Below are 25,764 nucleotides of genomic sequence, written 5' to 3'. Positions count from 1 at the left end.
TTTGGCTCCGCCGCAAGGTTGCACTGAAGATCGGATCTCCCGTTTACGAGGCGATCGGCTTGGGTGCTTCGACCTGCATCATCAGATCGTCGTCCCAGGTTCCGTCGACGACAAAGTGCGCGGTTGCACCAAGTTCCACCGCCTCGATCAAATTGTGGTTCACATACGCGTAGATGCCTGGCTGCCGGAACGTGTAGAGCGCCGACCCAGCCGACCCGCCGCGGATGAACCAGGTTTCCAGGTCCTTGGCCGGAGGGTTGGCGAACTTGCCCTGTTCCCAGACAAAGTCGCCATGGCCGCCGATCAGGTGCGGGCGTGTGTCACGATTGGCCTGCGAATGAACGATCAGTATCGTTTCGCCGATCTTCGCCTTCATCGCGTTGTCGCCAGTCAGCGATCCCGCCTTGCCGTTGAACACGACATGGGTGGGGATCAACCCGCGCATGACCTTGACCGTATCATCGTAATTGTCGCCGGCGGTTTCGTATTTCTTGAATTTCCCCTGCTCGTCGCGGGGGACGTAGAAATCGTTCTCGCCGATGTAGAAGATGCGGTCATAGCGAACGGGCTTGCCCTTGTCGTCCTTGAGGCCGTCGCGCGGCAGGATCATCACTGCTCCGCTCATCCCCGACACGACATGCCACGGGATCATCGCGCCGCCAGGCGCACAGTGGTAGACGAAGGTCCCCGTGCGCGTCGCCTTGAAGCGCAGCGTGACCTGTTCGCCAGGATTGACCAGGGTCAGGCCGCCGCCGCCAAGCGCGCCGGTGGCGGCGTGGAAATCGATATTGTGGGCAAGCGTATTGGTCTCGGGATTGATCAGCGTCAGTTCGATATAGTCGTCTTGATGCACGACCATCAGAGGGCCCGGAATCGAGCCGTTGTAGGTCATCGCATTGAGCTGCGTGCCGTCGGCATCGATGATCATCGGCTTCTCCTCGATCGTCATGGTGAATTCGACGACCTTTGGACCACCCTTGGCCACTTGGTCATGGGCGTGGACGAACGGCGGCGCGACGAGGGTGACCTTTTCGCGCGGTAGACTTGCAACTTCGGCTGCACTTGCCACAGCCGGCATTGCAACAACGGCCGCGGCTGCGGCCGCGGTAAGGACAGAACCTAACAAAGCTTCTCGTCTCGTAAGCATTTCCATCTCCTTTGTTCACCGATCTGATGCGCTAAGAATAGTCTGCTCGCGGGCAACGTCTTTGCGCTGGCGCAAATCCGATTTCATTTGTTGCGTTGCTCGATTGACGGGGCGAGCAGCCGAGCCCGGCCGGCCGAGGTTCACTGACTGCCAGCTCCAGATCAGCAACCTTGGATAAGGCAACCGCTGGGGACGGGAAGATCGTGTCGCGGACTGCCAATCGAGACCCATATGAAATAGGCCGGACCAGACCGCTCCCCTCGGTCTGTCCGGCCTCTGCCTCCGGGAGATCGCCAACCGGAGGGCATCCTGAAAAAAACTCAGTTGGAGGCAGTCTTGGTCGCCTCGGCAAACAGTTCGGCAAATACGGTTTTGGCTTTGCCGACCTGCTTGACGGACTGCGCCGCTTCCAGGTTGGCGGGCTTGCCGACCACGATCAGCGCAACCATGCCCATGCCGTAATGTGGAGCGCACTTGACGCCATAGACGCCCTCCTTGGTGAGGCTCACGATTACTTCTTCGCTGGGCTTCCCTTTGAAAGCTTCAGCCCCGTCCGGGATCATTCCTTTGATGCTCTCGGCATTGTGGGATTTGTCGGTCGGCACAAATTTGATCGTATCTCCGGGCACTGCCCGGACAAAGGCGGGCTGGAAGACCATCGAACCTTTCTCGCCCTTGTTCAGCATCTGCACGACGTGTTCTTCGGCATTCGCGGCACCGGCGATGGAGAGCAGGGCGATGGCCGCGGCGATCAGTGGCAGTTTCATTTGGAAATCCTTTTCTCGAGTTCGTCACGGCTTCAACCGTTGCCTTCTTCTAGGCCATCAGGCGGTTTGGCGATTTGCGCTGGCGCAAACTCATGAGCAAAAACATCTTTGGAGCTTCTCGTGTGGCGTGGCGCATGGACGAGAGCCAAAGCATGCGCCCCTTGCCCCGCATCAGTCGCCGTGAGAACACTCTTTGGCAGACCGGCTTGGATGCATTGGCCGCGGTCGAATTTGGGAGGGACAGAGTTGGCTAGCCTCGATCGCTCGCTGATTGCAGGGCTTTCTGTCTTTGAGGGCGTCGCCGCCACGGATCTCGATCGCATCGTCGGCCAGGCCAGGTCGCTCCGGATCGCCAAGGACCAGCCGGTGTTCGAGCAGGAGCAGGAAGCACATTCCTTTTTCCTGCTGCTGGACGGACATGTGCGCGTCGTGAAATCAACCCCGGACGGTCACGAGGTGACTGTGCGGTACATAAGTCCAGGCGAGTTGATGGGCATCGCCCACGCGCTTGGCCGCACCACCTATCCGGCAAATGCGATCGCTGCCGTCGATTGCGTGGTTCTTGCCTGGGCAAGCCATCTATGGCCGACCTTCGCAGCAAATTTCCCGAGCTTCAGTGCCAACACCTACAAGGCCGTGGGCACCAGGCTGCAGGACGCTCATACGCGCGTCATCGAGATGGCCACAGAACAGGTGGAACAGCGCGTCGCCCATGCGATGCTCAAGCTGGTCAAGCAGGCTGGCAGGAAGACAGAGGAAGGAATCCTGATCGACTTCCCGATCTCTCGACAGGACATTGCCGAGATGACAGGAACAACGCTCCATACGGTGAGCCGGTTGCTCTCGGCCTGGGAGGACCAGGGATTGGTCAAAAGTGGACGCCAGAGGGTGACCGTGGTCGAACCTCACCGGCTCCTTCTGATCGCGGAAGGCCGCGCCGAGAAAAGTTAGTCAGGGTTGGTGCTTTCGAATCGCGGCCCGCAAATCGGAGCCGAGTTGTTCCTCGTTCAGATCGTGCTCGCGTGCCGCGTCGGAAACGGTATGGAACGACGCAATCGGGCAGCCGACGCAAAGCATGCCGTGCTGGAGCACCACCCGGATGGCCGCCGGCGACCGGTGCATGATTTCGTCCATCGTCGCATCGTCGCTGAATTTGTGTTTCATGCCGCTTGCCCACGCTTGGAAGCGGACATGCTGCATCTGATTTCCGGGATGCTCGTTGCGCTGGGACAAAGAGGGAGCAGCCGGATGCACCCTCATCACCTATGAACGGCGCAGATCGTCGACCGCGTCAGGAACCGCTTCTCCCGTCCGTTGTCCAGCGAGAACATGCCGCCGCGACCAGGCACTACGTCGATAAGGAGATCGGTATGCTTCCAGGCCTCGAATTGCGAAGCCCCGATGTAGAAGGGCGCGTCTTCGATGTGGCCGAGCAGCACATCACGGTCGCCGACGATGAAACCGGCACGCGGATAACACATAGGCGAAGAACCGTCGCAGCAGCCGCCGGATTGGTGGAACAGCACCGGTCCATGCTCGGCAACGATCTCCGCGATCAGTTCAAGGGCTGCCGGCGTCGCCGTGACCTTCGCATGCATGGTCTTTTCCGGATTCAGGGGGGGCGCGGCCCCTCGCGGAGCCGCGCTGTGAGCCAAACAGGGGATCAGAAGAAGCCGAGCTTCTTCGGGCTATAGCTGACCAGCATGTTCTTGGTCTGCTGGTAGTGGTCGAGCATCATCTTATGGGTCTCGCGGCCGATGCCGGACTGCTTGTAGCCGCCGAAGGCTGCGTGCGCGGGATAGGCGTGGTAGCAGTTGGTCCAGACGCGGCCGGCCTGGATCGCGCGGCCGAAGCGATAGGCGCGGTTGCCGTCACGCGTCCAGACGCCGGCGCCGAGGCCATAGAGCGTATCGTTGGCTATAGCCAGCGCTTCGTCGTCGTCCTTGAAGGTCGTTACCGAAACCACCGGTCCGAAAATCTCTTCCTGGAAGATGCGCATCTTGTTGTGGCCCTTGAACACCGTCGGTTTGACGTAATAGCCACCCGCCAGATCGCCGGGCAGGACGTTGCGCGACCCGCCGGTCAGCACCTCGGCGCCTTCCTGGCGGCCTATGTCGATATAGGACAGGATCTTTTCCAGCTGCTCGGACGAGGCTTGGGCACCGATCATCGTCGCCGGGTCAAGTGGGTCGCCCTGCACGATCGCCTCGACGCGCTTGAGGGCGCGTTCCATGAAGGTGTCGTAGATCGATTCATGGATGAGCGCACGGCTTGGGCAGGTGCAGACCTCGCCCTGGTTCAGCGCGAACATGACGAAGCCTTCGATCGCCTTGTCGAAGAAGTCATCGTCCTCGGCGACAACATCCTTGAAGAAGATGTTGGGCGACTTGCCGCCCAGTTCCAGCGTGACGGGGATCAGGTTCTGGCTGGCATATTGCATGATCAGCCGGCCCGTCGTGGTCTCGCCGGTGAAGGCTATCTTGGCAATGCGCGGCGAGGACGCGAGCGGCTTGCCAGCCTCGAGGCCGAAACCGTTGACGATGTTGAGCACGCCTGGCGGCAGCAGATCGCCGACAAGATCGGCCCAGAGTAGGATGGCCGCCGGTGTCTGCTCGGCAGGCTTCAGCACGACGCAGTTTCCGGCTGCAAGCGCGGGAGCAAGTTTCCAGCAGGCCATCAGCAGCGGGAAGTTCCACGGGATGATCTGGCCGACCACGCCGAGCGGCTCGTGGAAATGATAGGCGACTGTGTCGTCGTCGATCTGGGAAAGGCTGCCTTCCTGGCCGCGCACGGCGCCGGCGAAATAGCGGAAATGGTCGATGGCGAGCGGCAGGTCGGCGGCGGTCGTTTCACGGATCGGCTTGCCGTTGTCCCAGGTTTCGGCGCATGCGAGGAGATCGAGGTTTTCCTCCATGCGATCGGCGATGCGGTTGAGGATAAGCGAGCGCTCGGCGACGCTGGTGCGCCCCCAGGCGTCCTTGGCGGCGTGCGCGGCGTCCAGCGCTGCCTCGATGTCCTGCGCATCCGAGCGCGCCACCTCGCACAGCAGCTGACCGTTCACCGGCGAGTGGTTTTCGAAGTAGCGGCCGGAGCGCGGCTCGGCCCATTTGCCGCCGATGAAATTGCCGTAACGCTTGTCGAAGGGCGCCTTGACCGAGCGTGAGAATTCTACCTTGTTCATGTGTCTTCCTCCCAGAGATGACGCCGCGGAATGCGACGCTTGGGAAGGGAGACTTGCGATTTCCGCCGCTATTGTCACCGTGCCGAGGACAGTGGGCGGGCGGCATGTGTCGCAGAATTGCGACAGTCATGCGAGGATTCGGAAGGTCAGTGAGGCCTGTGCACATCCAGGCGGTTGAGCTTGCGGTGCAGCGTCGCCCGGCTGATACCCAGCGCCTGGGCCGCAGCCGTGATATTTCCGTCTGCTCGCGCCAGCGCCCGCTGCAGCACGCCGCGCTCAGCCTCGGCGAGGACTTCGGGCCCGCTCTCGCCCCAACCAAGCAGATCTGCGGCGGGCATCGGCCTGTCGAGACACTGTTGCGTAATCCCGAGCGCCAGGCGGGCCGATCGGGTCGCGCCGACCACAAGGTCGTCCGCATCAACCGCGATCAGCGCGCCCGAACCTCTGTCGGTCACCGGCGCCAGCAGAATTCGCGCCTTCGGGAATGCCATCCTGAAGTTCTCCGCCTCGATCCGACGCACCGCGTCGACCACGGCCACCGAGATAAGATTGGCGAAGGCTTCGGTCAGATCGGCCCGGCAGGAAGACACGTCAAGCGCAGCCACAAGATCCCCCTGATGATCGTAGATCGGAGCGGTGGTACAACTGAGCCCCGTGTTGCGCGTATGAAAATGCTGGTCGCGATGGATTGTCAGTGCGCGCTGCTCGACCAGGCAGGTGCCGATCCCATTGGTGCCCTGGCACTGTTCGTTCCAGACGGAGCCGGTCCACAAGCCCCAGGAATGAAACGTCTCGTCATCCACCGGGGCGCCGCGCCGTTCGACCGGCACGCCGTCACGATCGGCGAGAAGCACGCAGCACCCGACGCCACCCACGGCTAGATAGAGCCGGTCCAGACTCGATTGGGCAGCACGGATGAGCGGCTCGCTGCGTTGCCGGGCCTCTCCGAATTCCGCCTCTGTAAGATAGCGTGGGGGACTGCAATCGGTCGGATCGAGCCGATGCAAATTGGAAGACCGTCGCCAGGAGGCAACCAGAGCGGACTTCGCCGCGGCGTCCGAAGCGATCGCGGCCTGAATGCGGTCGGCATGATGACCGGATAGATCCTCGCCCATGCTTATCCTCCCAAACCTCCCTTTCAGGCCCTGGATCAGGTCAACTGCGAGACAGGGCTAAGCTGTCATTGCGTCCGCTTTTCCGCTTTCGATCGTCACACTGTCAATTCGTCGGAAGAACTAGAAGGGCAAACCACTCCCCACCATGCTTGGCCGAACCGGTGGTCATTCTCGCCCCGAACGTTCGAACAACCTTGTTGAAGCGAACCGTTCAATTGACGTCCTGGCAGCGTACTCAAACCAGATTGGGCATTCATTGATCGAGAGCAAAGTCTCACACGGCACGCCGCCTGGCGACATGGGATGGATTTTCTCGATGCTCCGGATCACAAGCCGGACTGGCGAAGATTGGGACGTGGAACCGCGTGGAGGAGAAACGGCCTTCAGAAGGGCGTCAGAGCAGAAGCTCTGACGCAAGAAGGCCAAGGTGCCGTATCAGGAGCGATATGGGGTCGGCTCAGCGCCGTTGAAGAAGGTCCAGAAACTCTCATAGACCAGATCAGGCCGGTGCTCGGCTGGATAGTGACCTGTCGGAATGGCCCAGCCCCTGAGGTCCGGCGCCCAGGGCGTCCAAGCTTCAATCGGCGTCAGGTGACGGCCAACATGGCTGTTGCTGCCCCAGATCACCATGACCGGGCACTGGATCGTCTTCTTGCCGAAATCGGCTGTGTCCATGGCGAGGTCGAGCGTCACGGTCGCGCGGTAGTCCTCGCACACGGCGTGGATCTGCTCAGGCGTGGTGCAGCGTGCATATTCCTTGAAGGCTTCCGGCGTGAATATCTCCAGGCCCACGCCTTTCTTGTTGAGCTTGTAGTTGATGTAGTAGTCGAGGTCGGCACAGATCAGCTTCTCGGGGAAGGGCGCCTTCTGCGCCATGAAGAACCAATGATAGCTCTCCAGCCCCCATCCAAGGGTGACGTTGGTCAGGAGATGGTAGGTCGGGATGATATCCAGCGCGCAGAAACGGGTGATCCTGGCGGGCTGATCGAGCACCATCCGAAACCCGACGCGGGCACCGCGGTCATGGCCAGCAAGCGCGAACTTTTCAAAGCCAAGCGCGCTCATCACATCAAAGGCGTCTTCGCCCATGGCGCGGAAGCTGTAGGCGGCATGGTCCGCACCGCCGTCGGGTTTCGAGCTGTCGCCATAGCCGCGCAGGTCGATGGCGACCACCGTGAAGGATTTTGCCAGGGAAGGCGCGATGCGATGCCAGCTGACATGCGTCAACGGGTTGCCGTGAACAAGCAGCAACGGTGGGCCTGATCCCGCGACGGCGACATTGATCTCGGCGCCCCTGGTCTTGATCCTCCTGTAGGAGAACCCCTCCATCAGGCTTCCATGCTTGCTTTCCAAGGGCGGCATAGAGGATGCGGCGGCGGCTTCCGAGGCGTGTTGGCTGTCCATGGTGCTCTCCAGATAAGGTCGTCCTTAGCCTCGCCTTCAAATTGAATACTGTCAACAATTTTCAGTTGACTTTTCTTGGATGCGGCGCAACATGGCTTCAAAGCGGTCACGAAGCCAGCCTTGCGCGGCCGATATCGGGTGGCCTCACCACCGTCGAGCCGAAGGGGGCATGTCCATGGAAAATCCAGATAAATCTTCGCGCAAAACCGCTTCACCCCTGCCTCGCCTGGCCTTGCTGCTTGGCGATATGACCGGTATCGGCCCTGAGCTCGTTGCTCGCGTGCTGTCGGACGGTAGGCTCTCCGACGTGGCGCGCATTGTCGTTCTTGGCGACCGGCGTGTCCTGGAGATGGGCGCCCGCGACGCAGGCGTAGCGCTTTCGCTTAAGACCGTCCCCGATGTTGCATCCATCGACTGGGATGCATCAGAAACACCTGTGATCGACCTTGGTAACATCGACCCCGCGGCCTTGCCGCGCGGCGTGGTTTCACCGGAGTCGGGCAAGCTGACAGGGGACACCTTGGCCGAGGCGGTGCGGCTGGCGATGAAAGGCGACGTCGATGGCATCACCTTCGCGCCGCTGAACAAGGCAGCGCTTCATGCTGGCGGCTGGAAATTTCCCGACGAGCACAAGATGTTTGCTCATCTGTTGGGACACAAAGGCTATTTCTCCGAGATGAACGTGCTCGACGGCCAATGGATGTCGCGCGTCACCTCGCATGTGTCGCTGCGCACGGCTCTCGATCAGATCACCCATGACAGCATCATCGAGGCGATCGAACTGGTCAACCGCACCATGCAGCGCGCCGGTATGGACAAACCGCGCATCGCCGTTGCGGCCCTTAACCCTCATGCCGGGGAGAACGGGCTGTTTGGCCGTGAGGAAATCGACCTGATCGGACCGGCGGTCAAGGTCGCCGCTGCAACCGGCATCGACTGCAAGGGGCCTTTCCCGGCCGACACCATCTACATCAAGGCCTTCGCGGGCGAGTATGACAGCGTCGTCGCCATGTACCACGACCAGGGGCAGATCGCGACCAAGCTACGCGGCTTCAACCGCGGCGTGACCGTCACGGCGGGCCTGGAGACCGTGTTCACCACGCCAGCGCACGGAACCGCCTTCGACATCGTTGGCAAGGGAAGTGCATCGACAGGTGCACTGGAAAACGCAGTCCGCCTCGCGGCCCAGCTTGCGCGCCACAAGGACACGCAGCGCGAAGAGGCTGCGGCCTGAGCAAATCCCGTCGATCAGCCTGGAAAGCAAAATGACACAATCCAACAGTTTCCGCATTGCGGTCATCCCAGGCGACGGGATCGGCAAGGAGGTCGTACCCGAAGGCGTGCGCGTTCTGGAAAAAGTCGCGTCGCGCTTCGGCATCGGGCTGTCGTTCGACTGGTTCGATTTCGCCTCTTACGACTACTATGCCCGTCACGGCCGGATGCTGCCGGAAGACTGGAAGGACAAGATCGGATCGCATGACGCGATCTTCTTTGGCGCCGTCGGTTGGCCGGCCGGCGTGCCCGATCACGTGTCGCTGTGGGGGTCGCTTCTCCAGTTCAGGCGCGAGTTCGATCAGTACGTCAATCTGCGGCCGGTGCGCCTGATGCCTGGTGTGCCGAGCCCGCTCGTCGGCCGTGGTCCCGGCGATATCGATTTCTGGGTTGTGCGCGAGAACACCGAAGGCGAGTATTCATCGATCGGTGGCCGTATCTTCCCGGGCACCGAGCGGGAAGTGGTTGTGCAGGAAACGGTCATGACGCGCATCGGTGTCGATCGCGTGCTGAAATTCGCATTCGAGCTTGCCGCCAAGGGCAAGCGCAAACACCTCACCTCGGCGACCAAGTCGAACGGCATTTCGATCAGCATGCCCTATTGGGACGAGCGCGTTGAGGAAATGGCGAAGGCCTTCCCCGACGTGCGCTGGGACAAATATCACATCGACATCCTGACGGCTCAGTTCGTGCTTCACCCCGATTGGTTCGATGTGGTCGTCGCATCGAACCTTTTCGGCGACATTCTTTCCGATCTCGGTCCGGCCTGCACGGGAACGATCGGCATCGCGCCGAGCGCCAACATCAATCCGGACCGCAATTTTCCATCTCTGTTCGAACCGGTCCATGGCTCGGCACCGGATATTGCCGGGCAGGGGATCGCAAATCCGGTGGGGCAGATCTGGTCGGCGGCGATGATGCTTGACCACCTCGGACATGCTGAAGCGGCTGCCGGGATTGTATCGGCCATCGAGACCGTTTTGGCCGAGCCTTCGCTGCGCACGCGCGATCTCGGCGGCGCTGCAAACACCGTCGAGTGCGGCAAGGCGATCGTCGCCGCGCTCTGACTTCCAGATCAATTTTCTCAAAGCCCGGGACGACAGGTCGCCTGCATTGGCCAGGCTGGCCGCCGACGTCGGCGAAACCCACCTGTTAGGTAGGCGGGGTTGCGGCCTGGGCGATCGCAGCGGTGTCTTCGAGGCTCTCGATATCCCAGCACAGGCCGCGCAGACGCGCCGTTGCCTTCGCACCCAGAACCGGTTCGGCCAGTCCGCCGAACTTTGCGTTGAGGTCGTCGTCGGTCATCGGCCGCGCCAGGCTGCCGATCGCATGCTCGACATGCCTCTTGAGCACGCGACCATCCCTGAGCTTGATCGTGACGTGACATTCGTCTTCAGCGACGCTTTGCGACGCCACCGCGCTGACGCGATCGCGCAGCGCAATGACCTGCTTATCGCGCACGTTTGCATCGCTGTATTCTGCCTCGCCGGCGCGGCCTTCGATGATGGCGACCGCCGCCGAATGGTAGACACTGAATTTGCCTTCGAGGCCAACCTGCGGGGTCTTCTTGCCGGTCAATTCCAACACCAACGGGTCGACTTCCAGCGCAATGCTTTCGATCTCATCGGCCTTCAGGCCGAATTCATTGCGCAATTGCACACAGCCGTCGATGATCGGGTGGATGACGATGCCGCAAGCGAACGGCTTGTAGGTGTTGAGAGCGATCTCGAAACTCTCGCCCAGGCCTTTGGTGATCTCATCGAAATTCCGCTCGGTGGACATGACATGGGCAAAACCGCGCGGTGCCTCGAGCACGCGGTTTGACGAGGTGAAGTCGCGTTGCGCCAGCACGGCGGAGAGCAGTCCATTTTGCGCGGCGCGGCCGGGATGGAAGCTTTTGCACATGGTTCCGAACATCTCACGAAAACCCGAAGACTGTGTGCCGGCGATGCCGAGCGCCCAGATCATCTGCTGTTCGTTGAGACCGAGCAGGCGGCCTGCCGCGGCGGCGGCGCCGAAAACGCCGGCGGTTCCGGTGATGTGCCAGCCGATGTCGTAGTGCGCGGGATAGACGGCGTTGCCGATGCGGCATTCGACCTCGACGCCGAGGATGAAGGCGTGCAGGAGATCACGCCCGCTCACCGTCTGCATCTGAGCCAGGCTGAGGATCGCGGAGGCGACCGGTCCGGCCGGATGGATTATGGTCCTCAGATGTGTGTCGTCGAAATCGAAGACATGGCTGGCGATGCCGTTGATGAGCGCGGCGTTCAGGGCGTCCAGCCGTTCGCTGCGGCCGAGGATCGCAGCCTGATCCTTGCCGGCAAACGGTGACACCGCCGACAAGGCAATGTCGACGCTCGGATGTTGCGAGCCGCCCACCGCGCAGCCGGTCCAGTTGAGGAAGGAGCGCACCGCTTCGCGCCGGACGTTTGCCGGGACGCTGTCCGCGGATGCCGACACGACATAGCGCGCCAGAATGGCTGTAACGTCCATCATTTGATCTCCCTGGATCGCCGTCGGGCACCCGCCCGGTGCATCGGCGTGCTTGCTGATTGGCGTGCATCACGCCATGAAGGCACCGCCATTGACGTGGACGGTCTGGCCGGTGATGTAGCGAGCCGCCGGTCCGCAGAGATAGCGCACGAGCAGTGCAACTTCCTCGGGTGTTCCACGCCGCCCGACAGGCGGCAGTTTCCCGGCATGATGAGAGGGTTCTCCGCCGGCACGTTGAGTGTCGATCATGCCGGGTGAAACGCAATTGACCGTGATGCCTTCACCGGCAAGGTCATGGGCGAGCGCCCGGGTGAATCCGGCCAGGCCCGCCTTGGCCGCGATGACATGGGCGCGACCGCTGGCGCCGGTATGAGCCGACAGACCGCCGATGTTGATCACCGCTGCCTGTCCCGATTTCTTGAGATGCGGGAGCGCTGCATGGGCGGTGAGGAATGCACCATCGAGGATGATCGAAAGCACTTCGCGCCATTCGGTGAAACTCAGATCCCCGAACGCGGTTTCGCGTCGCACGGCGGCGCTGTTGACGAGAATGTCTATGCCGCCGAACTGCCGGACAGCCGCGCCGACCAGCTCGTCGACGGCATTCGGATCGACGACGTCGGCCAGGACGGCCGTAGCCCTGCCGCCGGCGGCGGTGATCTCGTTGACGACAGCTTCGGCTTCGGCACGAGATGTGCGTGCGTTCACGACCACCGCGGCCCCGGCTCGAGCCAGTTCCAGCGCCATCACGCGCCCGATGTTGCGTCCTGCACCGGTCACGATGGCGACGCGCCCCTCAAGTTCCCGCGCGCCGTTCATGCGATGTCCGTGGTTTTGGCGGCACCGCCGGTCGAATGCTCCGTGTCGGCTGCCGCCGGCAGGGTCATGCGGCTCTTGCCGCTCAGCACATGCGCAAACGCTGCATCCATGGCTGCCGTGGCGTCGCCCGCTCCCAACGCTGCCACGATGCGGCGATGCTCGATATTGGATACGGTCAGGCCGCCGCCTTGCAGCAGCGCACGCTCCCGAAACAGGTGCAGTTCCTTGACGAGCTCGGAATAGGCCTTGTGCAGCCGGCTGTTCCCGGCAAAGCGCAGGATGGAATCGTGGAATTCCAGATTGAGCGGATAGTAGTTGTCGAGCGAATTCGCGAGAACCGCTTCTTCCATGCGATCAAGTAAACTCTGGAGTTCCGAAATCTGCTCCGGCGTCACCTTGGTCGCCAGCAACCGCGCCGCCGATGCAAACAGGCCTGCTCGCACGTCGTAGAGTTCGGCGGCCTGTTCCTCGCCAATCCGGCGCATGAACACGCCTCGATTGGGCACGAGTTCGAGCAAGCCTTTTTCGGCGAGCGCGCGGCAGACTTCGCGGATCGGGCCGCGGCTCACCGAGAAGCGGATTGCCAGCGAATTCTCGTTCAATCGCTCACCAGGGGCAAATTCTCCCGACAGGATGAGGGTCTCCAACTCACGTCGAAGGACGCTCGTCAGGGAGTGGTTCTGGAGAAATTCAAGCTCGGCCCTCATAGGGTAGTGATCGACTATTTACTGCAAACTGTCAACAGAATACAGTGTAGCCGACGCAGCGATCGGGCACATCCCTTGTTTGAAAGCAGGAAAAATCGGAGGTTTCATGGATCAAATGGATGTCCCGCTGGCGCCTGACACGTCGCCCCCACCAAGCCTCCTTGAGCTCTTCCTGGCGTTCACCAAGCTCGGCATTACCAGCATTGGTGGTGGTGTGAACGGCATGATGCACACGGAATTCGTGGTGAATCGGCGCTGGTTCAGCGACAAACAGTTTCTTTCAGGGCTGGCGCTCAGCCAGTCCCTTCCTGGTGTCAATGTTGCAAACCTGGCGCTCTGGCTCGGGTTTCAATGTCGCGGTGTCGTCGGCGCCGTGGTGGCGCTGGCGGCGGTGGTGTTGCCTCCCGCGGTCGCAATAGTTCTGATAGGAAATATCGTGCTGAGGCTGAGCGCCGATCCCGCGATCGGCGCTATGCTCGTGGGCCTGGCGGTTGCGGCAGCCGGCTTGTCACTGTCAGTCGGCTACCTTGCCATGCGCTATGCCTGTGTCGACGCGGTTTCAATTGCCCTCTTCACGTGCACGCTGATCGGCGCGACGGTCTTTCATTTCTCGGCTCTCGTCGTTGTGGCGGTGCTTGCACCCATCGGCATCGGCGTCGGCTTTGCAAGAAGCCGCCATGAAAGACGATAATCTGCTTGTCAGCCTGTTTCTGGTGTTCGCGCCTCTGTCCTTGATGGCCATCGGCGGGGGAGCCTCCATTCTGGGCGAACTGCAGCACAGCGTTGTCGACAACCAGCATTGGTTGACCAACAAGACCTTCCTCGACATGTTTGCCATCTCCCGCGTTGCGCCCGGACCGGGAACCCTGATCGTCACGCTGATGGGTTGGCATCTTGCCGGATGGGCGGGCGCGATCGTTGCGACGATTGCGATTTTTGCGCCGTCGTCGCTGCTGGTGATCGTGATCGCGCATTTCTGGCACAGCCGCCCCAATGCGGCATGGCAAGGGGCTTTGATTTATGGCCTGGCCCCGCTCGCCGCCGGGCTGGTGCTGTCAAGCGTGTTCACTCTCTTGAGCAACGCGAAAGGGGGATGGATTGCCTGGTGCGTGGCAATCGTGGTCGCCGTTGCCGCGCGAACAATTCGTTTGGGTCCACTGACGCTGATGGCCGCAGGATCGTTGGTCTTTTGCGGGCTGTTGTGGGCCGCCGGATAGCGCGCCGCAAAGCCATTTCGATACAACGCAGATGGCAGCGCTTTGCAATTCGTGCAGATAGTCGTCAGTTAATTGTTGACAATTGACAAAATTAGACCGACCTTTAGTGGGAGGCACAAGCGCATCGCGTTTGTGAGGAAATGTTTCGGGAGGACCGATGGCCTTTGTGGAACTCGATAAGCTGACCAAGCGCTACGGCAAGCTGACGGTGGTCAACGCGGTCGATCTCGCTATCGAGAAGGGAAAACTGGTGTGCCTGCTCGGACCTTCGGGCTGCGGCAAGACCACGACCCTGCGCCTGGTTGCCGGCTTCGTTCAACCGTCGGACGGTCAGATCCGCGTCGGCGGCCGTGTTGTGTCGTCGCCCCACGCCAGCGAGCCGCCGGAAGCGCGCAACATGTCGATGATCTTCCAGAGTTATGCGCTCTGGCCGCATATGACGGTGTTCGAGAACATCGCCTACGGCTTGCGGCTTCGTCGCATGGGCAAGGCCGATATTCAGGCAAAGACAGGCCGCATCCTCCAGGCGACCAAGCTCGAAAGTCTGGCCGAGCGCTATCCGGGCGAGTTGTCGGGCGGTCAGCAGCAGCGTGTTTCCCTGGCGAGGGCCCTTGTCATCGAGCCGGAGACGCTGCTGCTCGACGAGCCGCTTTCCAATCTCGATGCCAATCTTCGCGAGGAGATGCGGTTTGAGATCCGCCGCCTCCACGACGAGTTCCGCTACACGACCGTCTATGTCACGCACGATCAGACGGAGGCCATGACCGCTGCCGATGTCATCGTGGTGATGAACCAGGGCAATGTCGAGCAGGCCGGCTCGCCCGAAGACATTTACGAGCGGCCGCGTTCGGAGTTCGTTGCACAGTTCATCGGCGGCACCAACATCTTCAAGGGCAAGCGGGTCGGAACGGACACCGTCGAATGCGGCAACGGTCTACTGCTGCGCTGTGGCAGCGGCGACTATGCCGCCAACGGCCAGACCGCCGTATCCGTGCGGCATCACGATCTGCATCTCACCAACGAGAAACCGAAGGGCGATCCGAGCAACTGGGCCACCGGAAAGGTCGTGCGCCAAGTCTATCTCGGGTCGCATCGCGATTATCTTGTCAATCTATCAGGTGGCGAAACCGTGCGGGCGATCGCGCCTGTCGATGTCGCGGTCCCGGAAAACCAGCAAATTTGGCTTCATTGCCCACCTGATCGTTGCCGGGCGCTCGCACACTAGGGAGAGAGAGAATGTCCAATAAGAAAGTCGCAGCAGGCGCGTTTTTAGCAGCCTTGGCATGGGGTCAATTGGCCTGGGCCGGTCCGCCCGAACCCTACAAAGTTACGGACGACCTGGTTGCCGCGGCAACCAAGGAAGCGTCGGTGGTCTACTACACCTCCACCGATGTCCAGGTCGCCGAGAAACTGGGCGCCGCATTCGAGGCGCACTATCCAGGCATCAAGGTCCAGGTGGAAAGGGCCGGTTCGGAGCGCGTCTTTCAGCGCATAGGTCAGGAATATTCGAGCGGCATCCACAACGCCGACATCATCGAAACCTCCGACGCATCGCATTTCCTGACGTTCAAGGAGCAGAACTGGCTGACGCCGGCCGTTCCGGAGGATGTCGCCAAGATGTGGCCGGAAAAGGATCGTGATCCAGATGGCTTCTATGCGGCTTTCCGCGCCACGCTGACGGTGATTGCCTACAGGACCGATCTGGTCAAGGAAGGAGACGCGCCGAAGACCTGGACTGACCTGCTCGATCCCAAATACAAAGGCAAGCTGGTCAAGTCGCACCCCGGCTACAGCGGCAACGTGATGACCGCCACCTACGCACTCAGCCAGCTTCTCGGATGGGACTATTTCGAGAAATTGGGCAAGCAGGGTGTGATGCAGGTTCAGTCCTCGACGGAGCCACCGAAGGTTCTCGCCCAGGGCGAACGCCCGATCCAGGCGGACGGCAACGAATACAACGTCTTCATCCTCCAGGACAAAGGCGTGCCGATCAAGGCGGTCTATCCGGCGGAGGGAACCTCGATCGCTTACGGCAACGCCGCGATCCTGGCTTATGCTCCCCATCCGAACGCAGCCAAGCTGTTCTATTCCTTCATGTTTTCGCAGGAAGCGCAGCAGTTGAACGACGATTTCGGCGGTTTGCGCTCGGTTCGCCCGGACGTGAAGGAGAAATCCAACCGCACGCCGCTCTCCCAGATCAAGCTTCTCGACTCCGATCCGTCGAACGTTCGGGATGCCGTCGAAGAGATCAAGCAGAAGTACGAAGAGTATTTCGGCACGTAAGCAAAGGCTCGGCACCGACCATTGATCGGTGCCAGAATGAGGATCTTGCGATGTCGTCACCGGCGACATCGCCACATCCCTGGGCAGATCGGCGGTTGACTCGCCGACGTCGGATCAAAACTCAGAGGTGACCAGGTGACCATCGCTGCATTGTCCCCCGATACCGCCAACAGGCGACACCTCGGCAGGTTCGATTTGTCGACGCCGCTCTTCTTGCTGCTCGCAGTGGTTCTGTGTGTGCTGGTCCTGCTGCCTTTGTTCTGGCTGGGATACTACGCCCTCACCAACAAGGCCGGTTCACCGACCCTGGCGAACCTGGCCCGTCTCTTTACCGATGCCACAATTCGCCGGGCCTTCCTCATATCGCTGGGCATGGCTGGTTGCGTCGGCGTGTTCTCTTGCCTGGTGGCCACACCACTCGCCTGGCTCGTCGCGCGCACCGACATGCCGGGGCAGCGCCTGGTCCGCAGCCTAGTGACTGCATCCTTCGTGACACCGCCATTCCTGGGTGCCATTGCCTGGGCGATGCTGGCCGCGCCCAACAGCGGCATCCTCAACAACATCTACCGCTGGGCATTTGGCCTCGATCAATCACAGGCGTTGTTCAACATCTACACCTTCACCGGACTGGTGTTCGCGGTCACCTGCTACTCGTTCCCCTTCGTCTTCACGCTCGTTGCCAACGCCTTCGACAAGGTGCCATCCGATCTCGAGGAAGCGTCAGCGATCCTCGGCGGCAAACCAGGCACCACATTGCGGCGGGTGACCCTGCCGATGGTGCTGCCGGCGATGCTCGCCGGGTCTCTGGTCGCCATCGTCCAGGCCTTCACCATGTTCGGTTCGCCGGCGATCCTGGCGCTGCCTGCCGGGTTCCACGTTCTCACCACAAAGATCTGGAGCTTCTTCCAGTTTCCTCCACGGCTTGATCTCGCGGCAGCAAGCGCGGTGCCTTTGCTTGTGGTCACAATGCTCTTGCTGTGGGGGCAGAGATGGCTGCTTGGGCGCCGTGGCTATACCGTGCTCGGCGGCAAGAGCGGCACCCCCCGGCGTGTAAAGCTGGGCAACTGGAAATGGCTGGCGGGCGCATACGTCCTTTTCATCCTGTGCGTGACGATCCTGTTCCCCTACCTGGCCTTGCTCAAGGTGGCGCTGACCCACAACATTTCCGAACCGCTCAGCTGGAGTTCCTTGACGCTCCATAACTTCAATTTCGTGCTGTTCGAATTCTCCAGCACGCGGCTCGCCATCTGGAACACCCTGATCCTCGGTCTGGCTACGGCAACGATCGCGACGGGCATAGCCCTTGTCGTGTCCTATCTGGTTGCGCGCCGCGCGGTGCCGGGCGCCTCGCTGCTCGAAATGCTGGCGACCGCGCCGATTGCGATTCCGGGCATTGTGCTGGGCGTTGGTCTTTTCCTGGCCTACGCCAATCCGACTTTCGGCCTCTACGGCACGCTGTGGATCCTGCTGATTGCATTCCTGACGATTGAGCTTCCGGCTGGTTACCAGCAACTGTCATCGGCCTTCCATGGCGTGCATCCGGAACTGGAGGAAGCCAGCCGGATTCTCGGCGCCACCCGGCTGAAGACCCTTTGGCAGATCACCGCGCCATTGTTGCGCACCAGCCTGATCGCGGCCTGGTGTTTCGTCTTCATCGGCACCATCCGGGAATTGTCGGCGACGGTCCTGCTGACGACGGCACAGACCAAACTGGTCTCGGTCATCATCTACGACCTCAACGAAAGCGGCGACTACGGCGCGATTTCGGTGCTTGGTATTCTGCTGCTGGTGGTTTCGTTCACGGTCGTCTTCATAGCCAACAAGGTTCCGGTTCTCGGCGGCGCGGCTCCGAGGAGTGGCAGTTGATAGGATACAGCCTGGTTCCACAGCAATTATCGGCGTTTCGCTTGACAAGAGGAAGTATCGTCTCAGTCATGGGTTCGATCGGACGCGTCGGCATCAATTCGATGAGGGAGACCAAACCATGGATGATGCGCAGGCAACGCGTTGGCGGCCATCGGGGCCGGCAGGCGGTATCTTCCGTGGCGCATTGAATGGAATTCAGGCCCATGGCTAACGAAACCGAGAACATGCAGGGATTTTCGCCGATCGACTTTTTGCGCACGCGCTCGCTTGCCAATGTCGTGCAGCACGAAATAGAGCGAATGATTGTCGAGGGGGAATTCACACCCAACGAGAGGATCAACGAAAACGCCCTGGCCCAGCAACTCAAGGTCAGCCGGGGACCGATCCGCGAAGCGTGCAGCGCGCTGGCCGCTCTTGGGCTGATCCAGGTGATTCCCAATCGCGGGTTTTTCGTGCGTGAACTCAGCGAAGACGAAGCCCGTGATGTCTCGGAGGCCCGTGCCTACATCTTCGCCTGCATGACCATGAGCGTTGCCGAGAGGATCACCGACCCCGAGGTCGCCAGGCTGCGCGCGCTCGTCGACCGCATGGACGCGCTGGCCAAGACCGGTGAGGTGAGCCAGTACTACCCGGTCAATCTCGAATTCCATTCCGAACTGGCCAGGATGTGTGGCAACGCACGCCTGGCCCAGATCTATCTCGGCCTCGCTCGCGAGCTTCATATCCAGCGGTATCGAGCCCTGGCGAGTGGCGACGTGCTCGACATATCCAACCGCGAGCATCGGGCAATAGTTGAGGCTGTTGCCGCCCGCGATCCGCAACAGGCTTTCACGGCCGGGCGGGCGCATATCGTCAATGGCACCTCGCGAACGCGCAGGGCCAGCGTCGCTTTGCGCCACGGCTCCGACTGACCCCCGCAGGGGCGACTCTCCACCCCATACCTGTAGTCGAGGTCGAGGACAGATACCGCGACAGCATTTGCGTGCCGACGGTAGCGACCGTCGACGAACTGAAAACTTGCGTGCTCTGTCAACAAAAAATTGTTGACAGTTTACCAAAACTGCCTTCCTAATCTTCTGCATCAGGCGGCCATGACATGGAGTCGAGCTTGAACTCGATGCCTGGTTGGGCCGCTACAATTTCGATGGAGAGGACTATCAATGCACGACACCGCACCTGCAGGTCTCACAAATTATGTGGCGGAATTCGTCGCGTCGGCCACTCCGGAAGATCTGCCGGACGACGTCGTGGCCCTTGGCAAGAAGTCGATACTGGACGGCATTGGGCTGGCTCTTTCAGGCTCGGTCGCGCAAAGCGGCGACCTCGTCCGCCGCCATCTCGATGAGCTTGGACTGATGCCGGGCGCCGCGACCGTAATCGGAGCGGGCCGCAAGGTTGCACCGCGCTTTGCGGCATTCGCGAATGGTGTCGGCATCCATGCCGATGATTATGACGACACCCAGCTGGCCGTCGCCACGGATCGCGTCTACGGCTTGCTGACCCATCCCACGGCGCCGGCATTGCCCGCGGCCCTGGCCATTGGCGAACAGGTGGGCGCCTCGGGCAAGCAGGTCATGCTGGCGTATCATCTCGGCGTCGAGGTCGAGTGCAAGATCGCCGAGGCCATCGCGCCACGCCACTATCAGACGGGATTTCACGCGACGGCCACCTGCGGAACGTTTGCCGCGGCCGCGGCTGCGGCGTGGCTTTTGCGTTTCGACGCGAAAACCACGGCGCGGGCGCTTTCGATCGCAGGCAGCCAGTCGGCTGGTTTGCGTGAGAATTTCGGCACGATGACCAAGCCGTTCCATGCCGGGCGCGCATCGGAAAGCGGTGTCGCCGCCGCACAGTTCGCCGCCCATGGATGGACTGCCACCGACAAGATACTGGAGGCCCCGCGCGGGTTCTTCCAGGCAGCCGGCGGCGGTTACGATGAGAACGCAATTCGCGGACGCCTCGGCGCTCCCTGGACGTTCGCCAACCCAGGCATCTCGATCAAGCCGCATCCCTCGGGGTCGTTGACCCATCCCGGCATGACTGAGATGGCGCGCCTCATCCGTGAGAATGACATCAAGGCCGGGGATGTGAAGCACGTTCGCATCGGCACCAATTCCAACATGCCGAACGCCCTGATCCATCACCATCCGCATGATGAGTTGCAGGCCAAGTTCTCCATGGAATTCTGCATGGCCATCCTGCTGCTCGACGGCAAGGCCGGGCTTGGCGAGTTTACGGATGCAGCAACCCAACGCGACGACGTCAAGGCCATGATCGACAAGGTGGATTTCGTCATCGACGAAAAGGCCGAGAAGGCAGGCTATCACAAGATGACGACGATCATCGACGTCACGCTCAATGATGGCCGCGTCATCCATGGCGAAGCCGATTTCGGCAAAGGCAGCCCCGCCAATCCGATGAGTTATGAAGAGGTCGCCGACAAGTTCCGGGACAACGCGGCTCATGCCCGCCTTGCCCGTTCGGCAGCCGACGAGGTCGTCGCGCTGGTGCGTGACCTCGAAGAACAGCCCTCGCTCGAACGCTTGATGGCCCTGGTCGCCAAGGCCGGCTGACGGTCTTCGTGGCGCTGCGCCGCAGCCGGCATTCAGAAAGGTTGGTTCGATGGCCCATCTCACGATCGGCATCCTCAATGGCGATGATATCGGACACGAAATCGTGCCCGCTGCCGTGCGCATCGCCCGGGCCGCCGCGGCGCGAACGGGTCTCGACATCGACTGGCGACCGATGCCGATTGGCCGCACGGCACTCGACACACACGGCTCGACGATGCCCGACGGCACGCTCGAGACGCTTTCGACACTCGATGGCTTCATACTCGGTCCGATCGGACATCGCGCCTATCCAAAGGTGATTGGCGCGATCAACCCGCATCCCATCTTGCGCAAGCACTTCGGCCTTTTCGCCAACGTCCGTCCGACGCGCTCGTTTCCCGGACTTGGCGCGCTGTTCGACGATGTCGATCTCGTCATCGTTCGGGAAAACAATGAGGGCTTCCAGCCGGATCGCAATGTGGTTGCCGGTTCGGGAGAATTTCGTCCAACGCACGATACGACCATTTCGGTCCGCGTCATCACCCGTGCCGGCAGCTATCGCGTGGCCAAGGCCGCACTCGAACTTGCCAGAACCCGGCGCAGGAAGCTGACGATCGTTCACAAGGACACCGTGTTCAAGCTCGGCTGCGGCATGTTCGTGGAGGAGTGCTACCGGGCCGCAGAGCAGTTCCCTGACGTCGCTGTCGATGAGGTGATCGTCGACACCTTCGCCATGCGGTTGCTTCGCGATCCCCAGACATTCGATGTCGTCGTCACCACCAACATGTTCGGCGACATACTGAGCGACGAGGCAGCAGGTCTCGTCGGCGGCCTCGGCATGGCGCCAGGCCTGTGTATCGGTGAAGGCAACATAGCCATGGCGCAGGCGGCGCACGGGTCTGCTCCCGATATTGCCGGAAAGGGCATCGTCAATCCCTATGCGATGGTCGAATCCACCCGCATGCTGCTGGAGTGGCTCGGCCACAACCGCGGCATCGCCGAGGCGCTCGCCGCCGCGTCCATCATGGCGCAAGCCACCATTGCCGCGCTCTCGCGGCCCGAAACGCGCACGGGCGACATACGCGGAACCACCAACACCGAAGGAATGACCAGCGCCATCGTCGCTGCCATCGAGAAGGAATCTGAAAATGTCCTCGCATAAGATCGCTGTCATCGGCGGCGATGGTATCGGCCCGGAGGTGGTTGAGGCCGGCGTCAAGGTGCTGGAAACGCTGGCAGACGTCGAGCCAGGCCTTGCCTTCGATTTCAAGCGCTTTGACTGGGGCTCGGACTATTATCGCCGCAACGGTCGCATGATGCCGCAAGATGGTCTGGCTCAGATTGAGGGCTTCGATGCCATCTATTTCGGTTCGGTCGGTGATCCGAACCTTCCCGACGACATCACGCTCTGGGGTCTGCGTCTGGCCATCTGCCAGGGGTTCGACCAATACGCCAATGTGCGGCCGACGCGTCTGCTGCCCGGACTGACCGGTCCGCTGCGGCCAGAGCTCGGTAAGCAGATAGACTGGGTGATCGTCCGCGAGAACAGCGAGGGCGAATATGCCGGCGTCGGCGGTCGCGCCCATCGCGGCCTGCCGATCGAGGTCGGCATGGATGTCGCCGTCTTCACCCGCACCGGCATTGAACGGATCGCCCGCTTTGCCTGTGACCTTGCCATGTCGCGCCCCCGCAAGCTGCTGACCGTGGTGACAAAATCGAATGCACAGCGCCATGGCATGGTGCTCTGGGACGAAGTCGTGCGCGAAGTGGTGCGCGACCACCCTGGTCTGACTGTCGACTGGATGCTGGTCGACGCGATGACCCAGCGCATGGTCAACAAGCCTGGCAGCATCGACACGGTTCTGGCGACCAACCTCCACGCGGACATCCTTTCCGACCTGGCTGCGGCACTTGGCGGGTCGCTCGGCATCGGCTCGACATCGAACATCGATCCGTCGCGCAATCGTCCGTCGATGTTCGAACCCATCCATGGTTCGGCCTTCGACATTACCGGCAAGGGCGTCGCCAATCCGCTTGGATCGTTCTGGACGGCGAGCTTGATGCTGGACCATCTGGGTGAGCAGGCTGCATCGCGACGTCTCATGGTTGCGATCGAAACCGTCACCGGTCGAGGAGAATTTCTTAGCCCGGATCTCGGTGGCGCAGCCAACACCGCCGAAGTAACGGCCGCTGTGATTGCCGCGCTTTCGGGCGTGAACAGTCCAGGATCCTGAGGCTTACCCGCACAGAAGTGTTGTTAGCGCGGGGACTGTTCTGTCAACCACCGAGGCCGTCGCGGATCGCGCTGAAATAGCCGTCGGTTCCGACCTGTCCGCCCTTCAGCGCAACCTCCAGTCCATCGATCGCCGCAATGCGCGAATGGGCGAGGCATAGCGGGGACCCTGGCGAGGCAGGCAGCGGCATCCGCACCGTCAGCGCGTCGATGCCCATCTGGCCGAGCGCATGGCTCGAGGTATCGCCGCCGGCGATGACCACGCGCCGCAGTTTCTGTTCGATCGTCAGCGCGCGAAGCAGTTCGCCGAGACCGCGGCCGAGCTTGTGGCGGGCGCCTTCCTGCCGGTCGATTTCGGCGCCCCTGTCGGCGGCGGGGCCAAGCGCGGTGTAGAGGATGACGCTGCGCCCGGCTTGCAAGCTGGCGCGGCCGCTTGCCGCCGCACGCGCGATCACCTGCTCGGAAGCCTCCGAAACGAGTTCGACAGGATCGACCTCGATGCCGTCGAAACCGTCGCTCAGGGCATACCGGATCTGTCGTTCGGTGGTCGGCGAGCAACTGCCCGATACGACAGCGATCCGGTCGGCAGCACCCGGCGGCGTGAAGCCTGGTCCAGTGCTGACGATGTCATTCGAAGCCCATTCGGCCAGCAACGCGTACTCGATGCCGGACGAGCCAACGACAAAGGAGCCACCTGGCTTGCGGATGCGCCAGATCTCTTTGCCGGCCAGTGCCTGGGTCCCGTGGCTATCGACGTCGACAAGCACGATGGCCGCGCCATTCGCCACGAGGCGATCGAATGCCTGCGACCGTGACGCAGATTGCAGGGTTGCCAGGTCAAGCAATCCCGAGGCAAGCCCGGTCTGCCGCGACAGGTGGATCAGCAGGTCGGATTCATCCATTGGCGTCGTCGGGTGGCGGCTCATCACCGGATGGCGGTCGATGCGGAAATATTGGTCTCGATAGGCGGCGAACAGGTGTCCAAAGGCGGTGTAGCGCTTGAGCTGCGGCGCGCCGACCAGCAGCGGCACGCTGTCCTGACTGAACACCGAGCGGCCGATCTCGATCGCCCGGCCGATGCTGCCGGTCGTCGGGCTGGAATCGAAGGTCGAGCAGACCTTGTAGTGACAGATCGCGGCGTTCAGCGTCTTCAGCCAGGTGAAAGCGTCCTTGAGATGCGTGTCCATCCAGTGCGGCGTCTCGCTGCGGCTGGTGCCGGCCAATCCGATGGCCTGGCAATGTGAGAAACGCGAAAGTTGGGCCTTGTCGGGCTGGCGCATGAACAGCACCGTCTGCACGCCGCCGAGCTCGAGCGCTTCCATGACGTCGGTCGAGCCGGTGAGATCGTCGCCATAGTAGCTGAGCAGCAGGTTCTGCATGGCGTCAGGCCGCCCTGCCATCGCCGAATTTGTCGATCGATCGTGCCAGTTCTGGATGGGTCAGGGCGAAGTCCGCCAGCGGAATGCCGTCTACCGCCGCTTGCCAGGCTTGCTGCACTGCGCGGACGCCGGCGCCCGGCCCGTCCGGATGGCTGACGATGCCGCCACCGCAGAGATAGAGCAGATCGACCGTGCGGCCGGTTCGCTGGTAGGTCTCCGGCGCCTGCCCACCCCATTGGCCCGAGCCCGCCACGGGCAGAGCGCAATCATCGGGCGAGAAGATCGGCGTGGTCACCGCCTTGAAGGATTCGACGAAGGATGCATCCGGCTCCCAGTATTTCGAGGCGATGCCGTTGATCTGGAACTGGTCGACGCCGAGCAGCCGCCAGAACTGCTGCCAGACTTTGAAGTCCATGCCGAGGCCGGGGTGGCGGGTGAGGATGTCCCAGCCATTGCGGTGGGCATGCAGCACCAGGCTGGAGCGTTTCCTCAGGAACGCCATCCCGCCGAAGCCGATCGAATTGATGTTGACCACCGCGCAATTGCCGCCGGCCCTGGCCACCAGATCGTGGTTGCGCATCATCTCGTCCGGATCGGCATGCGAAATGCCGAAGGCATACATCACCTTCTTGCCGGCCTTCTGCTCGTGGTCGAGGATCAGCGGCATGATCGCCTTCACTCGCTCGGCCAGCGGCGAATAGGCCGGGCTCATCAGCTTCTCGTCGTCCTTGATGAAATCGACGCCAGCTTCGATCAGCTCGCCCACCATCGCCGCCGTCTCGTGCGGCCGCAGCCCCAGCGCCGGCTTGACGATGGTGCCGATGATCGGGCGCTCCTCGACACCAGTCAACCGGCGGCTGCCGGCGACGCCAAACTGCGGGCCCGGGTGCGCGCCGCGGAATTGCTCAGGCAGCTTCATGTCGACGATGCGAATGCCGGACAGCCCTTTGATCGAATAGGTACCGCCGATGGCGATGGTCATCAGCGCCGCAAGGTCGGTGCCGATCGCGTCGAGCGGAAATGCGATGTCGACATCGGCGCGCTTGAACGGTCCATCGCCGGCTTCCGGAATCGAGGGCTGCATGGCGTCGGGCAGATGCCGGATCGCCAGGACGCGCGCAGCCACCCTGGCCTTCAACTCCTCGGTCTCGCCGGGCAGCGCAACGAAGGTGCCGGTCGATTGGTCGCTGGCGATCTTTGCCGCCAGCACCTCGATGCTGTCTGATGTTTCGATGCGATAGGTGAGGGTGATCATGGTCCGCCGTCTCAAGCCCGGGCGTTCGAAAAAGGTTCACCGATGCTCGAAATCTGGTATAATGAGTACATAAGTAT

General features: G+C 61.8%; 24 protein-coding genes. 12 read left to right on the top strand and 12 right to left on the bottom strand.

Features of this window, described 5'->3' with window-relative positions:
- Positions 1-43 precede the first annotated feature (43 nt).
- Both nirK and AC1D2G_RS25650 read right to left on the bottom strand, forming a co-directional pair.
- A complete protein-coding gene (nirK, locus tag AC1D2G_RS25655) occupies positions 44-1,147 on the bottom strand; it encodes a copper-containing nitrite reductase (protein ID WP_477417480.1) in 1,104 nt (367 codons plus the stop codon).
- A gap of 320 nt (positions 1,148-1,467) precedes the next feature.
- Complete coding sequence (locus AC1D2G_RS25650) at positions 1,468-1,914, bottom strand: pseudoazurin (RefSeq protein WP_477417478.1); 447 nt, start codon at positions 1,912-1,914, stop codon at positions 1,468-1,470.
- Between the two features lie 246 nt (positions 1,915-2,160).
- Here AC1D2G_RS25650 and AC1D2G_RS25645 point away from each other — a divergent pair, with 246 nt between their 5' ends.
- On the top strand, positions 2,161-2,865 hold the full coding sequence (locus AC1D2G_RS25645; RefSeq protein ID WP_477303477.1) for a Crp/Fnr family transcriptional regulator: 705 nt from the start codon (positions 2,161-2,163) through the stop codon (positions 2,863-2,865).
- On the opposite strand, the gene AC1D2G_RS25640 is transcribed toward AC1D2G_RS25645, so the two are convergent.
- From AC1D2G_RS25640 to AC1D2G_RS25620, 5 genes are all read right to left on the bottom strand, one after another.
- The gene (locus AC1D2G_RS25640; RefSeq protein ID WP_477417476.1) at positions 2,866-3,078 is read right to left on the bottom strand and encodes a DUF1858 domain-containing protein; all 213 of its coding nucleotides are present in this window, start codon (positions 3,076-3,078) and stop codon (positions 2,866-2,868) included. It lies immediately after the preceding gene.
- Positions 3,079-3,173: 95 nt separating this feature from the next.
- On the bottom strand, positions 3,174-3,512 hold the full coding sequence (locus AC1D2G_RS25635; protein ID WP_477417474.1) for a DUF779 domain-containing protein: 339 nt from the start codon (positions 3,510-3,512) through the stop codon (positions 3,174-3,176).
- 65 nt (positions 3,513-3,577) lie between these two features.
- Entirely contained in the window at positions 3,578-5,095 is a 1,518-nt protein-coding gene (gene adh, locus AC1D2G_RS25630) for an aldehyde dehydrogenase (protein ID WP_477303483.1), read from the bottom strand.
- 146 nt (positions 5,096-5,241) lie between these two features.
- A complete protein-coding gene (locus AC1D2G_RS25625; protein WP_477417472.1) occupies positions 5,242-6,210 on the bottom strand; it encodes a helix-turn-helix domain-containing protein in 969 nt (322 codons plus the stop codon).
- 435 nt (positions 6,211-6,645) lie between these two features.
- Positions 6,646-7,614: an alpha/beta fold hydrolase gene (locus AC1D2G_RS25620; RefSeq protein ID WP_477417470.1), complete on the bottom strand. Its 969-nt coding sequence runs from the start codon at positions 7,612-7,614 to the stop codon at positions 6,646-6,648.
- A 175-nt stretch (positions 7,615-7,789) separates the two neighbouring features.
- Between AC1D2G_RS25620 and AC1D2G_RS25615 the strand changes: the two genes are divergently transcribed.
- Both AC1D2G_RS25615 and AC1D2G_RS25610 read left to right on the top strand, forming a co-directional pair.
- On the top strand, positions 7,790-8,848 hold the full coding sequence (locus tag AC1D2G_RS25615) for a PdxA family dehydrogenase (RefSeq protein ID WP_457153481.1): 1,059 nt from the start codon (positions 7,790-7,792) through the stop codon (positions 8,846-8,848).
- A gap of 31 nt (positions 8,849-8,879) precedes the next feature.
- On the top strand, positions 8,880-9,953 hold the full coding sequence (locus AC1D2G_RS25610) for a tartrate dehydrogenase (RefSeq protein ID WP_477225718.1): 1,074 nt from the start codon (positions 8,880-8,882) through the stop codon (positions 9,951-9,953).
- A gap of 85 nt (positions 9,954-10,038) precedes the next feature.
- On the opposite strand, the gene AC1D2G_RS25605 is transcribed toward AC1D2G_RS25610, so the two are convergent.
- The 3 genes from AC1D2G_RS25605 to AC1D2G_RS25595 form a co-directional block, all read right to left on the bottom strand.
- Positions 10,039-11,382, bottom strand: a complete 1,344-nt coding sequence (locus AC1D2G_RS25605; RefSeq protein ID WP_477417468.1) for an MmgE/PrpD family protein — start codon at positions 11,380-11,382, stop codon at positions 10,039-10,041.
- 66 nt (positions 11,383-11,448) lie between these two features.
- Positions 11,449-12,198 carry an SDR family oxidoreductase gene (locus AC1D2G_RS25600; RefSeq protein ID WP_095080497.1) on the bottom strand — a complete coding sequence of 250 codons (750 nt, stop codon included), beginning with the start codon at positions 12,196-12,198 and terminating at the stop codon, positions 11,449-11,451.
- Entirely contained in the window at positions 12,195-12,905 is a 711-nt protein-coding gene (locus tag AC1D2G_RS25595) for an FCD domain-containing protein (protein ID WP_477225721.1), read from the bottom strand. Before AC1D2G_RS25595 ends, AC1D2G_RS25600 begins: the two co-directional genes overlap by 4 nt.
- A 106-nt stretch (positions 12,906-13,011) precedes the next feature.
- On the opposite strand from AC1D2G_RS25595, the gene AC1D2G_RS25590 reads away from it, so the two are divergent.
- From AC1D2G_RS25590 to AC1D2G_RS25550, 9 genes are all read left to right on the top strand, one after another.
- A complete protein-coding gene (locus tag AC1D2G_RS25590; RefSeq protein WP_477288426.1) occupies positions 13,012-13,596 on the top strand; it encodes a chromate transporter in 585 nt (194 codons plus the stop codon).
- Positions 13,583-14,122 carry a chromate transporter gene (locus tag AC1D2G_RS25585; protein ID WP_095080502.1) on the top strand — a complete coding sequence of 180 codons (540 nt, stop codon included), beginning with the start codon at positions 13,583-13,585 and terminating at the stop codon, positions 14,120-14,122. Before AC1D2G_RS25590 ends, AC1D2G_RS25585 begins: the two co-directional genes overlap by 14 nt.
- A gap of 157 nt (positions 14,123-14,279) precedes the next feature.
- The gene (locus AC1D2G_RS25580; protein WP_477417466.1) at positions 14,280-15,347 is read left to right on the top strand and encodes an ABC transporter ATP-binding protein; all 1,068 of its coding nucleotides are present in this window, start codon (positions 14,280-14,282) and stop codon (positions 15,345-15,347) included.
- Positions 15,348-15,358: 11 nt separating this feature from the next.
- A complete protein-coding gene (locus AC1D2G_RS25575) occupies positions 15,359-16,405 on the top strand; it encodes an ABC transporter substrate-binding protein (RefSeq protein ID WP_095080506.1) in 1,047 nt (348 codons plus the stop codon).
- Positions 16,406-16,540: 135 nt separating this feature from the next.
- Positions 16,541-18,271 carry an ABC transporter permease gene (locus AC1D2G_RS25570; RefSeq protein ID WP_477417464.1) on the top strand — a complete coding sequence of 577 codons (1,731 nt, stop codon included), beginning with the start codon at positions 16,541-16,543 and terminating at the stop codon, positions 18,269-18,271.
- A gap of 203 nt (positions 18,272-18,474) precedes the next feature.
- Positions 18,475-19,182: an FCD domain-containing protein gene (locus AC1D2G_RS25565; protein WP_477417462.1), complete on the top strand. Its 708-nt coding sequence runs from the start codon at positions 18,475-18,477 to the stop codon at positions 19,180-19,182.
- A gap of 249 nt (positions 19,183-19,431) precedes the next feature.
- A complete protein-coding gene (locus tag AC1D2G_RS25560; protein WP_477225727.1) occupies positions 19,432-20,841 on the top strand; it encodes an MmgE/PrpD family protein in 1,410 nt (469 codons plus the stop codon).
- 49 nt (positions 20,842-20,890) lie between these two features.
- Complete coding sequence (locus AC1D2G_RS25555) at positions 20,891-21,982, top strand: isocitrate/isopropylmalate dehydrogenase family protein (RefSeq protein ID WP_477417460.1); 1,092 nt, start codon at positions 20,891-20,893, stop codon at positions 21,980-21,982.
- A complete protein-coding gene (locus AC1D2G_RS25550) occupies positions 21,969-23,054 on the top strand; it encodes a tartrate dehydrogenase (RefSeq protein ID WP_477417458.1) in 1,086 nt (361 codons plus the stop codon). Before AC1D2G_RS25555 ends, AC1D2G_RS25550 begins: the two co-directional genes overlap by 14 nt.
- A gap of 43 nt (positions 23,055-23,097) precedes the next feature.
- Here the strand turns inward: AC1D2G_RS25550 and AC1D2G_RS25545 are convergent, their stop codons facing one another.
- On the bottom strand, positions 23,098-24,432 hold the full coding sequence (locus AC1D2G_RS25545; protein ID WP_477417660.1) for a four-carbon acid sugar kinase family protein: 1,335 nt from the start codon (positions 24,430-24,432) through the stop codon (positions 23,098-23,100).
- A 4-nt stretch (positions 24,433-24,436) separates the two neighbouring features.
- Positions 24,437-25,687, bottom strand: a complete 1,251-nt coding sequence (oiaX, locus tag AC1D2G_RS25540) for a 3-oxo-isoapionate-4-phosphate decarboxylase OiaX (RefSeq protein ID WP_477417456.1) — start codon at positions 25,685-25,687, stop codon at positions 24,437-24,439.
- Positions 25,688-25,764: the final 77 nt, after the last annotated feature.

It is taken from the genome of Mesorhizobium sp. P2_C7 (assembly GCF_056404515.1).
The sequence above is the reverse complement of the archived record's forward strand: the minus strand, read 5'-3'. Positions and strand labels throughout refer to the sequence as shown.